Origin of the sequence: Macromonas bipunctata (genome assembly GCF_002837135.1) — a bacterium.
Lineage (GTDB): Bacteria > Pseudomonadota > Gammaproteobacteria > Burkholderiales > Burkholderiaceae_C > Macromonas_A > Macromonas_A bipunctata.
Genome location: NZ_NWBQ01000052.1, coordinates 1 through 14,630, shown reverse-complemented (window position 1 = coordinate 14,630; position 14,630 = coordinate 1). Strand labels below are relative to the sequence as shown.

Genomic DNA, 14,630 nt, shown 5'->3' with positions numbered 1-14,630 from the left:
TTTCCGGTTCAGATTTCGATCTTGCTGCCCAGCTCCACCACCGCGTTGTTGGGCAGGTTGAGGAATTCGGCAGCGGCACTGGCATTGTGGTGCATTTGCGCAAACAGTTTCTCGCGCCACTGCGCCATGCCGCCGTGCGTGGTCGGAATCACGATGTCGCGCGACAGGAAGTAGCTCGTGTTCATCGGATCGAGCACCACGCCCTGCCCCTGCAGGCGTGCCAGCGCCAGCGGCAGGTTCGGATTGTCCTTGAAGCCGTAGTTGACGATCACCTGCCACGCACCGTGGCCCAGCGGCGCCATCTCCAGCTGCTGCTCGGGCGCCATCCACGGCACCTCGTGGCTGCGCACGGTCACGAACAGGTTGTGCTGGTGCAGCACCTTGTTGTGCTTGAGGTTGTGCAACAAGGCGTTGGGCACTGTGCCGGGCTGTGCGGTCAAGAACACCGCCGTGCCCTCCACGCGCGCCGGTGGGCACAGAAACACCGAATCCAGAAACTCGCGCAGCACCAGCGCATCCGCGCGCAGCGACACATTGAGCAGCTCGCGCCCGTCCTTCCACGTCACCATCAGCACAAACACCGCCGCGCCGATCAGCAGCGGAAACCAGCCGCCATCGGCCAGCTTGAGCAAGTTGGAGCTGAAGAACGCCAGATCCACGACAAAAAAGAATCCGGTGGCGCCCAGACACAGCGCCAGCGGGTAGTTCCAGCCATAGCGGATGACGAAGAACGTCAGCACGGTGGTGATGAGCATGTCCAGCGTCACCGCAATGCCGTAGGCGGCGGCCAGGTTGGTGGAGGACTTGAACAGCATCACCGCCAGCACAATGGCCGCAAACAGGCCCCAGTTGACAAACGGCATGTAGATCTGGCCAGTGTCCTTGACGCTGGTGTGCAGCACCTGCAGACGCGGCAGATACCCCAGCTGGATCACCTGCTTGGTGACGCTGAAGGCGCCCGAGATCAGCGCCTGTGACGCAATCACCGTGGCCGCCGTGGCCAGGCCCACCAGCGGCAGCAAGGCCCATTCCGGCGCCATGTTGAAGAACGGGTTCTTCACCGCCTCGGGTTCGGCCAGCAGCAGCGCACCCTGGCCAAAGTAGTTCAGCGTCAGCGCGGGCATCACCACCGAGAACCACGCCAGCCGGATCGGCTGCTTGCCAAAGTGGCCCATGTCGGCGTACAGCGCCTCGCCGCCCGTCACGCACAGTACCACCGCGCCCAGGATGATGAAGGTCGTGCCCGGGTTCTGCAGAATGAAGACCAGCGCGTGATGCGGGCTCAGGGCCCACAGAATCTCGGGGTGGGTCACAATCTGCGCCACGCCCAGCGCCGCAATGGTGGCAAACCACAGCAGCGTCAACGGGCCAAAGAACTTGCCTATGCCCGCCGTGCCGTGCTTTTGCACCGCAAACAGCCCGAACAGGATCACCAGCGTGAGCGGAATCACCGCCTTCTTGAAGTTGGGCGACACCACCTCCAGCCCCTCCACCGCCGACAGCACCGAGATGGCGGGCGTGATCACGCCATCGCCGTAGAACAGGCAGGTGCCAAAGATGCCGATCAGCAGCATCCACTTGCGCAGCACGGGCCGGTCTTTCACCGACTGCGACGCCAGCGCCAACATGGCCACCAAGCCGCCCTCGCCGTGGTTGTCGGCGCGCAGCACCAGCACCACGTACTTGAGCGAGACGATGACGGTCAGCGTCCAGAACAGGATGGAGAGCACGCCGTAGATGTTGCCGGGCGTGAACTCCACGTGCCCCGAGTGGAACACCTCCTTGAGCGCGTACAGCACACTGGTGCCAATGTCGCCGTACACCACGCCAATGGCGCCCAGCGTGAGCGCACCGAGAGAAGATTTTGAGGCCGACACGTGACTTACAGGGCGGCCTGGGGCCGTCCCGGGTTGATGCAAAGGCCGCTATTGTGCGCCCGATTTGTGTCGGCAATGCACGCACTTTTCGGGTGCGCGCAACCTGCACCAACAGGGTGCAAAAACCCTGCCCCTGGCGGGCTTAATCGTAGCTTTCGGCGTTGGGGTCGGTGGCTTCGAGCTCGTAGCTGGCGGCCAGCATGGCCAGGCGGCCAATCACGCCGTACATGTAGAAGCGGTTGGGTACGCTCGCCCCCGGCTTCTGGCCCGGTTGCGGCTGCTGCGCGCTCTTCTCGAACGCCAGCGGCACAAAGCTCGCACCCGGCGCGTTGAGGTTCTCGTCCACACCGCGCTCGGCGTGCACGCGGTAGAAGCCGCCCACCACGTAGCGGTCCATCATGTACACCACCGGCTCGGCCACCGCGTCGTTGATCTGCTCGTGCGTGAGCACGCCTTCCTGGATGATGACGTCGGAGACCTGCTGGCCGTCCTTGATGACGTTCATCTTGTTCTTGGTCTTGCGGTTGAGGCTGTCGAGCTCCTTGGCGTCGCGCACCGTCATGATGCCCATGCCGTAGGTGCCGTTGTCGGCCTTGACCACCACGAACGGCTTTTCGGTGATGCCGTACTCCTTGTACTTCTTGCGGATCTTGCCCAGCAGCGCATCCACATTGGTCTGCAGGCACTCCATACCGGTGCCTTCGGCAAAGTTGACCTGGCCGCAGCTGTTGAACATCGGATTGATCAACCACGGGTCCATGCCCAGCAGCTTGCCAAAGCGCTTGGCCACTTCCTCATAGGCCTTGAAGTGCAGGCTCTTCTTGCGCACGTGCCAGCCCGCGTGCAGCGGCGGCAGCAAAAACTGCTCGTGCAAGTCCTCCAGCATGCCGGGCACACCGGCGCTCAAGTCGTTGTTGAGCAAAATGGTACACGGGTCAAAATGCTTGAGCCCGATGCGGCGCCCGTTGCGGATCAGTGGCTCCAGCGTCACCTGCTCGCCATTGGGCAGGTTGAAGGTGGTGGCCTCCTTGATCTCGGGATTGAGCGAGCCCAGGCGCACGTTGAGCCCGGCCTGGAAGAAGATCTTCTGCAGCTGCGCCACGTTCATCAGGTAGAACATGTTGCGCGTGTGGTTCTCGGGCACCAGCAGCAGGTTCTTGGCCTCGGGACAGATCTTCTCGATCGCAGCCATGGCGGCCTGCACCGCCAGCGGCAGCATTTCGGGCGTGAGGTTGTTCCAGCCGCCGGGGTAGAGGTTGGTATCGACCGGCGCGAGCTTGAAGCCCGCGTTGCGGATGTCCACCGACGAGTAAAACGGCGGCGTGTGCTCCATCCATTCCAGGCGGAACCAGCGCTCGATCACCGGCGTGGATTCCAGAATACGCTGTTCGAGTTCGTTGATGGGGCCGGTCAGGGCCGTGACGAGATGGGGAACCATGGGCAGGTCGCTCTCAAATAAAACGGGCACAGCGCCCGGGAGGTTGCACAAAGGCCAATTGTAGGAACTGGGGCCAATGGCCTGCATTTTCAACCGCCCCACGTACCCCGCCCGGTATGATGACGCCCCATGAACCGCAACCTGTGGCTGCTGGCCGCCCTGCAAGGCCTGTTTCTGACCAACAACGTCGTCTTCATCGCCATCAATGGCCTGGTGGGCCTGAGCCTGGCCCCGCAAGGCTGGATGGCCACCCTGCCCGTGATGGGCTATGTGGTGGGCGGGGCCTTGTCCACCGGGCTGGTGGCGCGCAGCCAGGCACGCTGGGGGCGCAAGGTGTCGTTCCAGCTCGGGCTGGTGGTGGCGGTGCTGTCGGCACTGCTGGGGGCCTGGGCCGTCAACGCCGGGCAGTTCTGGGCGCTGGTGCTGGCCACGCTGATTGCGGGCTACTACAGCGCCAACGGCCAGCTCTACCGCTTTGCCGCTGCCGAACTGGCCGCGCCCGCGTTCCGCGAGAAAGCCGTGTCGCTGGTGCTGGCCGGCGGGCTGCTGGGCGCGGTGCTGGGGCCCAATCTGGCCAACCACACCAAGGATGGCTGGGGCGCGCCGTTCACCGGCGCCTACCTGGCGTTGGTGCTGGTGGCGTTGCTGTCGCTGGGCATCTTGTCGCTGGTGCAATTCCCCACCGAAGCCACCCGCCAGGCCCAGGGCGCCTCGGGCCGCCCCTTGCGCGAGATCGTGCGCCAGCCCGTGTTCCTGGTCGCCACCGTGGGCGCGGCGCTGGGCTATGGCGTCATGAACCTGCTGATGGCGGCCACGCCGCTGGCCATGCAGGTGTGCGGCATGCCGTTTTCCGACGCCGCGCTGGTGCTGGAATGGCACGTGATCGGCATGTTTGCGCCGGGCTTTTTCACCGGGCACCTCATCAAGCGTTTTGGCACCCTGGTGGTGATGGGCGTGGGTGTGGTGCTCAACGCGCTGTGCATTGCGATTGCGCTGTCGGGCCAGGACTTGCACCAGTTCCTGCTGGCGCTGTTTGTGCTGGGCGTGGGCTGGAACTTCCTGTTCACCGGCAGCACCACGCTGGCCATGCAGGCCTACCGCCCCGAGGAAAAGGACAAGGCGCAGGCCGCCATCAACTTTGCGGTGTTTGCCACCATGGCCTTCACCTCGTTTGCCTCCGGTGCGCTGGTCACCACCCAGGGCTGGACGCTGCTGAACTGGGGCTCGCTGCTGCCGGTGGGCCTGACCGGACTGGCGCTGCTGTGGCTGGCCGCGCTGCGCCGCCAGGCGGCCTAGGCCACGTCCACACGCTGACGGCCCGACAACGCCCCCTGGACCCCCTCAACCCTCCCCGATGAACGTACAAGTTCAGGACGACCGCTGGCGCCGCTCCGAGCCGTGGTAGCCGGTGCCACCACTGCGGTGACGGCGCGTGGCCGCAGGCGGCAGCGGCGGGTGCTCGCCCACATCGCTGGCCAGGCGGAACACGGCCACCGTCTCACCCAAGCGCTGCGCCTGCGCGCGCAGGCTCTCCGATGCGGCGGTGCCTGCCTGCACCAGTGCCGCATTCTGCTGCGTCGCCTGATCCAGCTGCCCCACCGCCACATTCACCTCGGTGATGCTGCCCGACTGGGCAGTGGTGGTGGCGGTGATGTCGTCGATCAGCGCCGCCACCTGCTGCGCCTTGTCCACAATGTCGCCTATCGTCAGCCCCGCCTGGTGCACCAGCCCGGCGCCAGATTCGACCTGCGCCACGCTGTGGCCAATCAGGCCCTTGATCTCGCGCGCCGCCTCGGCGCTGCGCTGCGCCAGGCTGCGCACCTCGCCCGCCACCACCGCAAAGCCACGCCCCTGCTCGCCGGCGCGCGCCGCTTCCACCGCCGCATTCAGCGCCAGGATGTTGGTCTGGAACGCGATGCCGTCGATCACGCCAATGATGTCGTGGATCTTGCGGCTGCTCTGGTTGATGGCGTCCATGGTGGCCACCACCTGGCCCACCACCTCGCCGCCACGCTGAGCCACGGCGGCGTTGGCGGCGGCCATGTCGCTGGCCTCGCGCGCCTTGTCCACCGCGCGCTGCACGTTGCCGGTGAGCTGCTGGATGCTGGCCGCCGTGGCCTCCAGGCTGTGGTTGGCCTGCTCGGTGCGCTGGCTCAAGTCCTGGTTGCCGCCGGCCACCTCGGCGCTGGAGCTGCGGATGTGGTCCGACACCTGGCGCACCTCGCCCACAATGCGGGCTATCGAAGCCTGCATGTCAAACAGGCTGCGCATCAGGTCGCTGATTTCGTCGCTGCCCTGCACCGCAACACGCGTGCTCAGGTCGCCGCGCGCAATGGCCACCGCCACCGCCTCGGCTTCCTGCAGCGGGCGGCAGATGCTTTGCATGTTGGCCACCGTGGTCGGCACCACCACCACCACCGCCAGCCCCACCAGCACCGCAAAGAACACCAGCAGCCGCTGCCCGGCCGCTTGGGCCTCCTGCTCGGCCAGCGCCACTTCCTGCGCCAGCGTTTCCTCCAGGCGCAGCATCTGGGCGTCGATCTGCTCGAACGCCTGGTGCGCCGTGGCCAGCAGGGCGTTGGCATCACCCAAAGTGGCGTAGCCGCCACTGGCCAGCTGCTGCGCCACCGGGACCACGGCCTGGGCGTAATGCTGCAACTGGCGCTCCACCTCGGCCACGATGGCGTTGTCGGCATCGGCCGCCCCGGCTTGCACCGCCTGCAGCTGCGCTTGCACGGTGCGCAGCACCGCCTGCCAGCGGCCCTGGGTCGCCTGCACCTGGGCCGGGTCGGTGTGCTGCAGCAGCATGTCGCGCTCGTGGCGGCGTAACGCCCCCAGTCCCGCCAGCAGCCTGGACTGCACCGCCATCTCGGCCACCGAATGCTGCACCAGCTGGCCGTGCAGGCGCTGCATGTGGAACAAGCCCCACAGACCGGCCACGCCCACGCCGCACAGCAGCAGCAGCACCACGCCTATCGCGCCCACCATGCGCAGTCGGATCGAGAACCGGCGCATCAAAAACATCAGATTCATTTCCCAGCCCCGGACACCCACCACCACACCGCTCATCCAACGCTGGCCACCCAGGCGGCGTTGGTGAGCACAGCTTTAGAAATTGCCGTCCAGCAACCCCATGTCCGGGCTGCTCATCAGCGCCTCAATGTCCATCAGGATCAGCATGCGCTCGCCCACGCTGGCAATGCCGGTGATGTAGGCGGTATCGACCTGGCTGTTCATGTCGGGCGCGGGCTTGATGTTCTCGCGCTGCAGCTCCAGCACGTCCGACACCGAATCCACCACCGCCCCCACCACACGCCCCTTGACGTTGAGCACAATCACCACGGTGAAGCTGTTGTACTCCACCAACGCACACCCCAGCTTGATGCGCAAGTCCACCACCGGCACGATCACGCCGCGCAGGTTCACCACCCCCTTGATGAAGGGCAGCGAGTTGGCAATGCGGGTCGGCTCCTCGAACGAGCGGATCTCCTGCACCCGCAAGATATCGATGCCGTACTCCTCGGCACCCAGACGGAACGTCAAAAACTCAGCACTGCCCTGGGCACCGGCACCACTGGCGGACAGCGCATGACCACCGCGCATCGACACATTCATGTAAGCTCCTTTGCTACTTCAGGCTTGGACAGCCAAGTATCGGCCAAAACCCGCCACGGGCTGATGGTGGTGGCCGCGTTTTTTCACAGCAGGGTGAACACCGCCAGACCGTCGGCCTGCAGGCGCTGCACCCCGCCCAGTTGCGGCACGGCCAGAATGGCGGCGGCCTCCGTCACCTGCGCGCCCAGCGCCTGCAACAGGTGCTTGCCCGCCAGCAGGGTGCCGCCAGTGGCAATCACGTCGTCCACCAGCAGCACGCGCTGGCCAGGCCGCACCGCGTCGGTGTGCAGCTCCAGCGTGGCACTGCCGCACTCCAGCTCGTAACTCTGGGTGACCGTATCGTAGGGCAAGCGGCCCTGCTTGCGTATCGGTACAAAACCTACACCCAGCGCATAGGCCAGCGCCGCGCCCAGCACAAAGCCGCGCGCGTCCAGCGCTGCCACCGCCTGCGGGGCGTGCTGCGGCGTGCGGTAACGCTGCGCCAGCGTGTCGATGAGGGCACGGAACGCCGCCGCATCCTGCAGCAGCGGAGTGATGTCGCAAAACTGCACCCCCGGCACCGGCCAGTCGGGCACGGTGCGCAGGTAGGCGCGCAAATCCAGGGTCAGGTCGTTCATGGTGCGATTATGGCGCCGCGCCTCAGCGCCCCGACACCAGCAACGCCTCGGCCTGCCCCAGCACCTCGGGCACGCCCGACAGCATCAGCGTGTCACCGCCCTGCAGCACCAGCCCGTCCTGCAGCGCCACCGCCTTGCCGTTGGCCCGGCGCACGCTCAACACCCGCACCCCCATCGCCTCCAGCGGCAGCTCGGCCAGGCGCTGCCCCACGGTCTGGCTGGCCAGCGGCAGCGTCACCTTGGCCAGGCGACGCTGGTCCAGCTCGTCCTGCGCCTCATCGCCACTGTTGTAAAAATGCCCGCGCAGCAGGCTGTAGCGCGCCTCGCGCTGCTGCTGCACCAGCTTGAAGACGCGGCGCATCGGCACCCCCACCAGCGCCAGCGCGTGCCCGGCCAACATCAGACTGGCCTCGATCGCCTCGGGCACCACCTCGGTGGCACCAGCGGCCTGCAGCTTTTCCAGGTCGTGGTCGTCCAGCGTGCGCACCACCACCGGCACATTGGGCGCGTGCTCGTGCGCGTGGTTGAGCACCTTCATCACGCTGGGCGTGTCCAGGTACGTGATCACCACCGCGCTGGCGCGGCTCAGACCCGCCGCCTTGAGCGCCTGCAGGCGCGCCGCATCGCCAAACACCACCGAGCGGCCCGCTGCCGCCGCGTGGCGCACCCGGTCAGGGTCGAGGTCCAGCGCCATGTACGCAATGCCCTCCTGCTCCAGCATCTTGGCCAGGTTCTGGCCACAGCGGCCATAGCCGCAGATGATGACGTGCTTGTCCGCCACCAGCGCCTTGCTGGCAATCTTGGTCATCTGCACCGACTGCATCAGCCAGTCGCTGCCCGCCAGCTTCATCACCACCCAGTTGCTGGCCATGATGACGAACGGCGCCAGCAGCATCGAAATCACCATCGACGCCAGCACCGGGTTGAACAGCTCCGGCGGCACCAGCTTGTTCTGGTTGGCCAGGCTCAACAGCACAAAGCCAAACTCCCCCGCCTGCGCCAGGTACAGCCCGGTGCGCAGCGCCGTGCCCGCCGTGGCGCCAAACGCCTTGGCCAGCAGCGTGATCAGCCCGAACTTGAACAGCAGCGACAACACCAGCAACAGCAGCACCAGCGGCCAACGCTCCACCACCAGCCACCAGTCCAGCAACATGCCAATCGTGATGAAAAACAGCCCCAGCAGCACATCGTGGAACGGCCGGATATCGGTCTCCACCTGGTGCTTGAACTCGGTCTCGGCAATCAGCATCCCGGCCACAAACGCGCCCAGCGCCAGCGACAGGCCCGCGTGCTCCGTCAGCCACGCCAGCCCCAGCGTGATCAGCAGCAGGTTGAGCATGAACAGCTCGTCGCTCTTGTGCCGCGCCACCAGCGTCAGCCACCAGCGCATCACCTTCTGGCCCCCGGTCAGCAGCACCGCCAGCAGCACCACCGCCTTGAGCAGCGCCAGCCCCAGCTCGGTGAACAACTCCTGCGGCGGCGCGCCCAGCGCCGGAATCAGCACCAGCAGCGGCACCACCGCCAAGTCCTGGAACAGCAAAATGCCCACCACGCGCTTGCCGTGCTCGCTCTCGAGCTCCAGCCGGTCCGACACCAGCTTGACCACGATCGCGGTCGAACTCATCGACATCACCCCGCCCAGCGCCAGCGCGGTGTACCACTCCAGCTTCCACCACTGCGGCAGCAGCCAGTCCAGCGCCAGCGACGCCAGCGTCGTCAGCACCACCGTCAGCACCACCTGCGCCAGCCCCAGCCCGAACACCAGCCGCTTCATGGTCTGCAACTTGGGCAGGCTGAACTCCAGCCCAATCACAAACATCAGGAACACCACCCCGAACTCGGCCAGATAACGCACCCCAGCCGAATCCTGCGCCAGCGCCAGCGCATTGGGCCCGATCAGCACCCCCACCGCCAGATACCCCAGCATCGGCGGCAACTTGAGCGAACGGCGCGCCACCACCCCCACCACGGCGGCCAGCAAATACAACAGGGCAATATCAAGCGAATTCATCAACCTATCTTAACCAGCGCACGGCGGCGATTACCACGCAACAACACCACCTTCGCCGATAATTGCCCCATGAATACCCCCATTGCCGTGGACACCGCCAGCGCCCTGGCCCAGGCGCGCACCGCACTCGACATCGAAGCCCAGGCCATCCAGCGCCTGGCGCAGCGTCTGGACGCCCGCTTTGCCCAGGCCGTGCAGCTCGCCTTGGGCTGCCAGGGCCGCATCGTCGTCACCGGCATGGGCAAGAGCGGCCACATCGGGCGCAAGATCGCCGCCACCCTGGCCTCCACCGGCGCGCCCGCCATGTTCGTCCACCCGGCCGAAGCCAGCCACGGCGACCTGGGCATGATCACGCGCCACGACGTGGTGCTCGCCATCAGCAACAGCGGCGAAAGCGAAGAACTTACCGCCATCCTGCCCCTCATCAAGCGCATGGGCGTGCCGCTGCTGGGCATGACCGGCCAGCCCGACTCCAGCTTGGGCCGCCACGCCGACGTCGTGCTCGACACCAGCGTCGAAAAAGAAGCCTGCCCGCACAACCTCGCCCCCACCGCCAGCACCACCGTGCAACTCGCGCTGGGCGACGCGCTGGCCATCGCGCTGCTCAACGCGCGCGGCTTCCGCCCCGACGACTTCGCGCGCTCCCACCCCGGTGGCGCGTTGGGGCGGCGCTTGCTGACGCTGGTCTCCGACGTCATGCGCAGCGGCGACGCCGTGCCCCGCGTTGGCCCGGAGGCCACCCTGAGCGAACTCATGCGCGAAATCAGCGCCAAGGGCCTGGGCGCCAGCGCCATCGTCAACCCGCAGCAGCAGCCCATCGGCATCTTCACCGACGGCGACCTGCGCCGCCTGATCGAATCCGGCAGCGACCTGCGCAGCGTGCGCGCCGCCGACATCATGCACCCCCAACCCCGCACCATCACCGCCAGCGCCTTGGCCGCCCAGGCCGCCGAACTGATGGAAACCCACCGCATCAACAGCCTGCTGGTCGTCAACAGCGCGGGCGAACTCTGCGGCGCCGTCAACAACCACGACCTCATGCGCGCCAAAGTCATCTGAAGCCTCCCCCACCATGAGCACCCTTCCGCCCCTGCAGCCCACCCTCCACTTCGCACCCGAACTGCTGCTGCAGGCCCAGTCCGTGCGCGTGGTGTTCTTCGATGTCGATGGCGTCCTCACCGACGGTGGCCTCTACTTCACCGAAGCGGGCGAAACCCTCAAACGCTTCAACACCCTGGACGGCCACGGCCTCAAGCTGCTGCAACAGGCGGGCATCACCCCCGCCATCGTCACCGGGCGCGACTCCCCCGCGCTGCGGCTGCGGCTCCAGGCGCTGGGCATCACCCACGCACGCTTCGGCACCGAAGACAAACGCCCCGCCGCCGAAAGCATCCTGCAAGAATTTGGCCTCACCTGGGCTGATGCGGCTGCCATGGGCGACGACTGGCCCGACCTGCCCATGCTGCGCCGCTGCGCGCTGGCCATCGCCCCACCACACGCGCACGCCGAAATCCGGGCCCTGGCCCACCACACCACCCAGGCCGCTGCTGGCCAGGGTGCGGTGCGCGAATGCTGCGACCTGTTCCTCGTCGCCAGCGGCCACTACGCCCACCTGCTGCAAGCCGCTGCGGCATGACGCCCAGTGCCCGCGCCCGCCGCTACGGCTGGAACCGCCTCTCCATCTACCTGCCCGTGCTGCTGATGGGGAGCTTGGCGCTGGGCAGCTACTGGATCGTGCGCCTCAACCCCACTACCGCCACCACACCGGCAACGCCCCAAGCCAGCCAGCACCCCGACTACTTCATGCACGGCTTTGCCGTGCGCACCTTCGGCCCCGACGGTGCCTTGCAACAGGAACTGCGCGGCACACAAGCCCAGCACTTTCCCGGCACTGGGCAACTTGAAGTGCAGCAAGCCCGGGTGCGCAGCCTCAACGCACAAGGGCAAGCCATCACCGCCCAGGCCCGGCAGCTGCACAGCAACGCCGACCACACCGACTACCAGCTCCAGGGCCAAGTCCGCGTCACACGCGGCACAGACGACACCACAGCCCCCACGCTGCAGTTGGAGGGCGAACACCTGCAACTCAACACGCAGACCCAGCAACTGCAATCCAACCAGCCCGTGCACCTGGTGCGCGGCCACAACCACATGTACGGCAACCAGCTGCACTACGACCACCAGCAAGGCATCGCCACCCTGCAAGGTCAAGTGCGCGCCACCCTGCAAAGCCAGTAGATCCGCCCACCATCAGGTGGCAACAAAAAAGCCCCGGCGCTTGCGCACCAGGGCTTTTTTTCAGAACACTGGGCGGCTGGCCAAGGCCAACCGCCACAAATCTGGATCAGTAACCGCCGCGGCTGCCACCGTCACGACGACCACCGCCGCCGTAGGGGCTGCGGAAGCCACCTTCATTGCCGCCACCGAAACCGCCTTCGCGACGGGCACCGCCGCCGAAGCCGCCGGTGCGGGGGGGACGCGCTTCCATCGGACGCGCTTCGTTCACCACCAGGCTACGACCACCCAAGGATTGACCGTTCATGCCTTCGATGGCGCTTTGTGCATCGGCGTCGCTGCCCATTTCCACAAAGCCAAAACCCTTGGAACGGCCGGTGTCGCGCTCCATCATCACCTTGGCGCTGGCAACATCGCCAAAAGCCGAGAAAGCTTGGTTCAGATCTTCATCACGAACGGTGTAAGGCAGGTTGCCGACGTACAGTTTGTTGCCCATGGCGGGACTCCTCAAAAAACAAAAACAAAAGCGATGGGGCCCCGAAAGCACAACAAAACTGCATTGGCCGCTGTGGCACACGAAACTGACCTATCACCTGTCACCGCATGCGAGTGCATGCGTATCGGCATTATGCGCGCTGCACAGGCTGGCGGCACACTTTTTTGTACTTTTTAAAGCCCTCCCAAGCAAGTAGGTACCGGCTGGCTGCCCATTTCGCGCTAAAACCACCACAGTGTTGTGCAAACGCGACGCTCTGGCGACCAAAACGCCGACCGGCTCCCCACCCAGCGCCTGACCGCACACCGCACCCGCGCCAGCCGACACATTTATACTAGGCTCCAGTGCGCCGATTTGCTTCCAGCTTGCGGGCGCGTTACAAATACCGCTAAACAGGAGACACCCGGTTCTGACGCCCCGTCTCTGGTTTGGCGGTACCGGGTTTTTTCTTTGCAGGGGCGCTCGGCCCCAAGGTGAAACAGTTTGATCGTCACGCCCCAAACCTTACGCTTCCATGAGCCGCTACCGCTGCAAAGCGGCGCTGTGTTGCCAAGCTACGAACTGGTGTTTGAGACCTACGGTCAATTGAACGCCGACCGCTCCAACGCCGTGCTCATCTGCCACGCCCTCAACGCCTCGCACCATGTGGCCGGGTTGCACGCCGACGCCAGCGGCCAGCCCATCGCCAAAAGCGAGGGCTGGTGGGACAACATGATCGGCCCCGGCAAGCCCGTCGATACCGACCACTTCTTCGTCATCGGCGTCAATAACCTGGGCTCCTGCTTCGGCTCCACCGGCCCCACCCACACCAACCCGGCCACCGGCCAGGCCTGGGGCGCCGACTTCCCCGTCGTCACCGTGGAAGACTGGGTCAACGCCCAGGCCCGCTTGCTCGACGCACTGGGCATCGAGCAACTCGCTGCCGTCATGGGCGGCAGCCTGGGCGGCATGCAAACCCTGAGCTGGACACTGCAACACCCCGACCGCGTGCGTCACGCCGTCGTCATCGCCAGCGCGCCCAACCTCACCGCCGAGAACATCGCCTTCAACGAAGTCGCACGCCGCGCCATCGTCACCGACCCCGACTTCCACGGCGGCCACTACCTGCGCGCTGGCACCCTACCGCGGCGTGGCTTGCGCATCGCGCGCATGATCGGCCACATCACCTACCTCAGCGACGACGTGATGAATACCAAGTTCGGCCGCCAGCTCACCCAGCCATCTGGGGGCGATACCCGCAACGCCGCCGAACGCGCCTACCAGTACAGCACCCAGGCCATCGAGTTCCAGATCGAAAGCTACCTGCGCTACCAGGGCGACAAGTTCAGCGAATACTTCGACGCCAACACCTACCTGCTCATCACCCGCGCGCTGGACTACTTCGACCCCGCCCGCGCCTGCGGTGGCAACCTCAGTGCCGCCCTGGCACGCGCCCAGGCCAAATTCCTGCTGATCAGCTTCAGCACCGACTGGCGCTTCTCGCCCGTACGCAGCCGCGAAATCGTCAAGGCCCTGCTCGACAACCAGCGCGACGTCAGCTACGCCGAAATCGACGCCCCACACGGCCACGACGCCTTCCTGCTCGACGATCCCCGGTACCACGCCGCCGTGCGCACCTACTTCAACCAGCAAATCACCTCCAGCGTCACACGGAGCCCGGCATGAGCGACCCCGCCCTGCAACACCTCATCGCCCAATGGATCCCGCCCGGGTCGCGCGTGCTCGATCTGGGCTGCGGCAACGGCGACCTGCTGGCCTACCTGCAAACCCAGCGCCAGTGCAGCGGCTACGGGGTCGAGATCGACGACACCAAGGTACAGGCCTGCCTGCAACAAGGCGTCAACGTACTGCAATTCAACCTGAACGACGGGCTGGCCATCTTCGAGGACAACAGCTTCGATGTCGTGCTGCAAATCGACACCCTGCAGCACCTGCGCAACACCGAAACCATGCTGCGCGAGACCGCACGCGTGGGGCGCATGGGCATCATCGCGTTTCCCAACTTTGCGCACTGGCCCAACCGCCTGCGCGTGCTGCAAGGTCACATGCCCGTCACCAAGCGCCTGCCCTACCAGTGGTACAACACGCCCAACATCCGGGTCGGCACCTTCAGCGACTTCGGCCACCTCGCGCGCAACACTGGACTGCAAATTGAAGACAGCCTGGGCTTGCATGAAGGCCACCCCATCCGCTGGCAACCGAACCTGCGCGCCAGCACCGCCATCTTCAAGGTGCGCAAAACATAATGGCAGCGGCCATATCCGACCGCCGCCATCACCAGCTCAACCGCAGACAGACCAAGGCAGCGTCGTCGGCGTCTCAGCCCGGATATTTCACCGTA

13 protein-coding genes and 1 riboswitch are annotated in these 14,630 nt (G+C 65.9%); of the genes, 6 read left to right on the top strand and 7 right to left on the bottom strand.

Going from position 1 to position 14,630, the window contains the following annotated elements:
* Positions 1-8: 8 nt before the first annotated feature.
* Both CON76_RS07820 and gshA read right to left on the bottom strand, forming a co-directional pair.
* A complete protein-coding gene (locus CON76_RS07820; protein ID WP_101102806.1) occupies positions 9-1,877 on the bottom strand; it encodes a potassium transporter Kup in 1,869 nt (622 codons plus the stop codon).
* Between the two features lie 142 nt (positions 1,878-2,019).
* Positions 2,020-3,315, bottom strand: a complete 1,296-nt coding sequence (gshA, locus tag CON76_RS07815; RefSeq protein ID WP_101102805.1) for a glutamate--cysteine ligase — start codon at positions 3,313-3,315, stop codon at positions 2,020-2,022.
* Positions 3,316-3,444: 129 nt separating this feature from the next.
* Between gshA and CON76_RS07810 the strand changes: the two genes are divergently transcribed.
* On the top strand, positions 3,445-4,611 hold the full coding sequence (locus CON76_RS07810; protein ID WP_101102804.1) for an MFS transporter: 1,167 nt from the start codon (positions 3,445-3,447) through the stop codon (positions 4,609-4,611).
* A 72-nt stretch (positions 4,612-4,683) separates the two neighbouring features.
* On the opposite strand, the gene CON76_RS13710 is transcribed toward CON76_RS07810, so the two are convergent.
* The 4 genes from CON76_RS13710 to CON76_RS07790 all read right to left on the bottom strand — a co-directional run bounded on the left by CON76_RS13710 (position 4,684) and on the right by CON76_RS07790 (position 9,558).
* Positions 4,684-6,339 (bottom strand): methyl-accepting chemotaxis protein, encoded by a 1,656-nt coding sequence (locus tag CON76_RS13710; RefSeq protein ID WP_276308996.1) that lies wholly within the window; start codon positions 6,337-6,339, stop codon positions 4,684-4,686.
* Between the two features lie 84 nt (positions 6,340-6,423).
* Positions 6,424-6,918 (bottom strand): chemotaxis protein CheW, encoded by a 495-nt coding sequence (locus CON76_RS07800; protein WP_240592809.1) that lies wholly within the window; start codon positions 6,916-6,918, stop codon positions 6,424-6,426.
* A gap of 95 nt (positions 6,919-7,013) precedes the next feature.
* Complete coding sequence (locus CON76_RS07795) at positions 7,014-7,547, bottom strand: adenine phosphoribosyltransferase (protein WP_101102802.1); 534 nt, start codon at positions 7,545-7,547, stop codon at positions 7,014-7,016.
* Between the two features lie 22 nt (positions 7,548-7,569).
* Positions 7,570-9,558: a monovalent cation:proton antiporter family protein gene (locus CON76_RS07790; RefSeq protein WP_101102840.1), complete on the bottom strand. Its 1,989-nt coding sequence runs from the start codon at positions 9,556-9,558 to the stop codon at positions 7,570-7,572.
* 69 nt (positions 9,559-9,627) lie between these two features.
* Between CON76_RS07790 and CON76_RS07785 the strand changes: the two genes are divergently transcribed.
* The 3 genes from CON76_RS07785 to lptC are packed head-to-tail and all read left to right on the top strand — an operon-like array spanning position 9,628 to position 11,796.
* Positions 9,628-10,617, top strand: a complete 990-nt coding sequence (locus CON76_RS07785) for a KpsF/GutQ family sugar-phosphate isomerase (protein WP_101102801.1) — start codon at positions 9,628-9,630, stop codon at positions 10,615-10,617.
* A gap of 13 nt (positions 10,618-10,630) precedes the next feature.
* On the top strand, positions 10,631-11,194 hold the full coding sequence (locus tag CON76_RS07780) for a KdsC family phosphatase (protein ID WP_101102800.1): 564 nt from the start codon (positions 10,631-10,633) through the stop codon (positions 11,192-11,194).
* Complete coding sequence (lptC, locus tag CON76_RS07775; RefSeq protein ID WP_169929015.1) at positions 11,191-11,796, top strand: LPS export ABC transporter periplasmic protein LptC; 606 nt, start codon at positions 11,191-11,193, stop codon at positions 11,794-11,796. Before CON76_RS07780 ends, lptC begins: the two co-directional genes overlap by 4 nt.
* 106 nt (positions 11,797-11,902) lie before the next feature.
* On the opposite strand, the gene CON76_RS07770 is transcribed toward lptC, so the two are convergent.
* A complete protein-coding gene (locus tag CON76_RS07770; protein ID WP_101102798.1) occupies positions 11,903-12,289 on the bottom strand; it encodes an RNA recognition motif domain-containing protein in 387 nt (128 codons plus the stop codon).
* Positions 12,290-12,625: 336 nt separating this feature from the next.
* Positions 12,626-12,702, top strand: a riboswitch (SAM riboswitch).
* A 70-nt stretch (positions 12,703-12,772) separates the two neighbouring features.
* Between CON76_RS07770 and metX the strand changes: the two genes are divergently transcribed.
* Both metX and metW read left to right on the top strand, forming a co-directional pair.
* Positions 12,773-13,954 carry a homoserine O-succinyltransferase MetX gene (metX, locus tag CON76_RS07765; RefSeq protein ID WP_101102797.1) on the top strand — a complete coding sequence of 394 codons (1,182 nt, stop codon included), beginning with the start codon at positions 12,773-12,775 and terminating at the stop codon, positions 13,952-13,954.
* Entirely contained in the window at positions 13,951-14,535 is a 585-nt protein-coding gene (gene metW / locus CON76_RS07760; protein ID WP_101102796.1) for a methionine biosynthesis protein MetW, read from the top strand. Before metX ends, metW begins: the two co-directional genes overlap by 4 nt.
* The last annotated feature ends 95 nt before the right edge of the window (positions 14,536-14,630 follow it).

Excerpts from the sequence above, each read along its gene's own strand:
- CON76_RS07780 (WP_101102800.1), top strand. The coding sequence starts at position 10,631 with ATGAGCACCCTTCCGCCCCTGCAGCCCACCCTCCACTTCGCACCCGAA.
- CON76_RS13710 (WP_276308996.1), bottom strand. The coding sequence starts at position 6,339 with ATGTTTTTGATGCGCCGGTTCTCGATCCGACTGCGCATGGTGGGCGCG.
- CON76_RS07800 (WP_240592809.1), bottom strand. The coding sequence starts at position 6,918 with ATGCGCGGTGGTCATGCGCTGTCCGCCAGTGGTGCCGGTGCCCAGGGC.
- CON76_RS07785 (WP_101102801.1), top strand. The coding sequence starts at position 9,628 with ATGAATACCCCCATTGCCGTGGACACCGCCAGCGCCCTGGCCCAGGCG.
- metW (WP_101102796.1), top strand. The coding sequence starts at position 13,951 with ATGAGCGACCCCGCCCTGCAACACCTCATCGCCCAATGGATCCCGCCC.
- CON76_RS07810 (WP_101102804.1), top strand. The coding sequence starts at position 3,445 with ATGAACCGCAACCTGTGGCTGCTGGCCGCCCTGCAAGGCCTGTTTCTG.
- CON76_RS07790 (WP_101102840.1), bottom strand. The coding sequence starts at position 9,558 with ATGAATTCGCTTGATATTGCCCTGTTGTATTTGCTGGCCGCCGTGGTG.
- gshA (WP_101102805.1), bottom strand. The coding sequence starts at position 3,315 with ATGGTTCCCCATCTCGTCACGGCCCTGACCGGCCCCATCAACGAACTC.
- lptC (WP_169929015.1), top strand. The coding sequence starts at position 11,191 with ATGACGCCCAGTGCCCGCGCCCGCCGCTACGGCTGGAACCGCCTCTCC.
- CON76_RS07770 (WP_101102798.1), bottom strand. The coding sequence starts at position 12,289 with ATGGGCAACAAACTGTACGTCGGCAACCTGCCTTACACCGTTCGTGAT.
- CON76_RS07795 (WP_101102802.1), bottom strand. The coding sequence starts at position 7,547 with ATGAACGACCTGACCCTGGATTTGCGCGCCTACCTGCGCACCGTGCCC.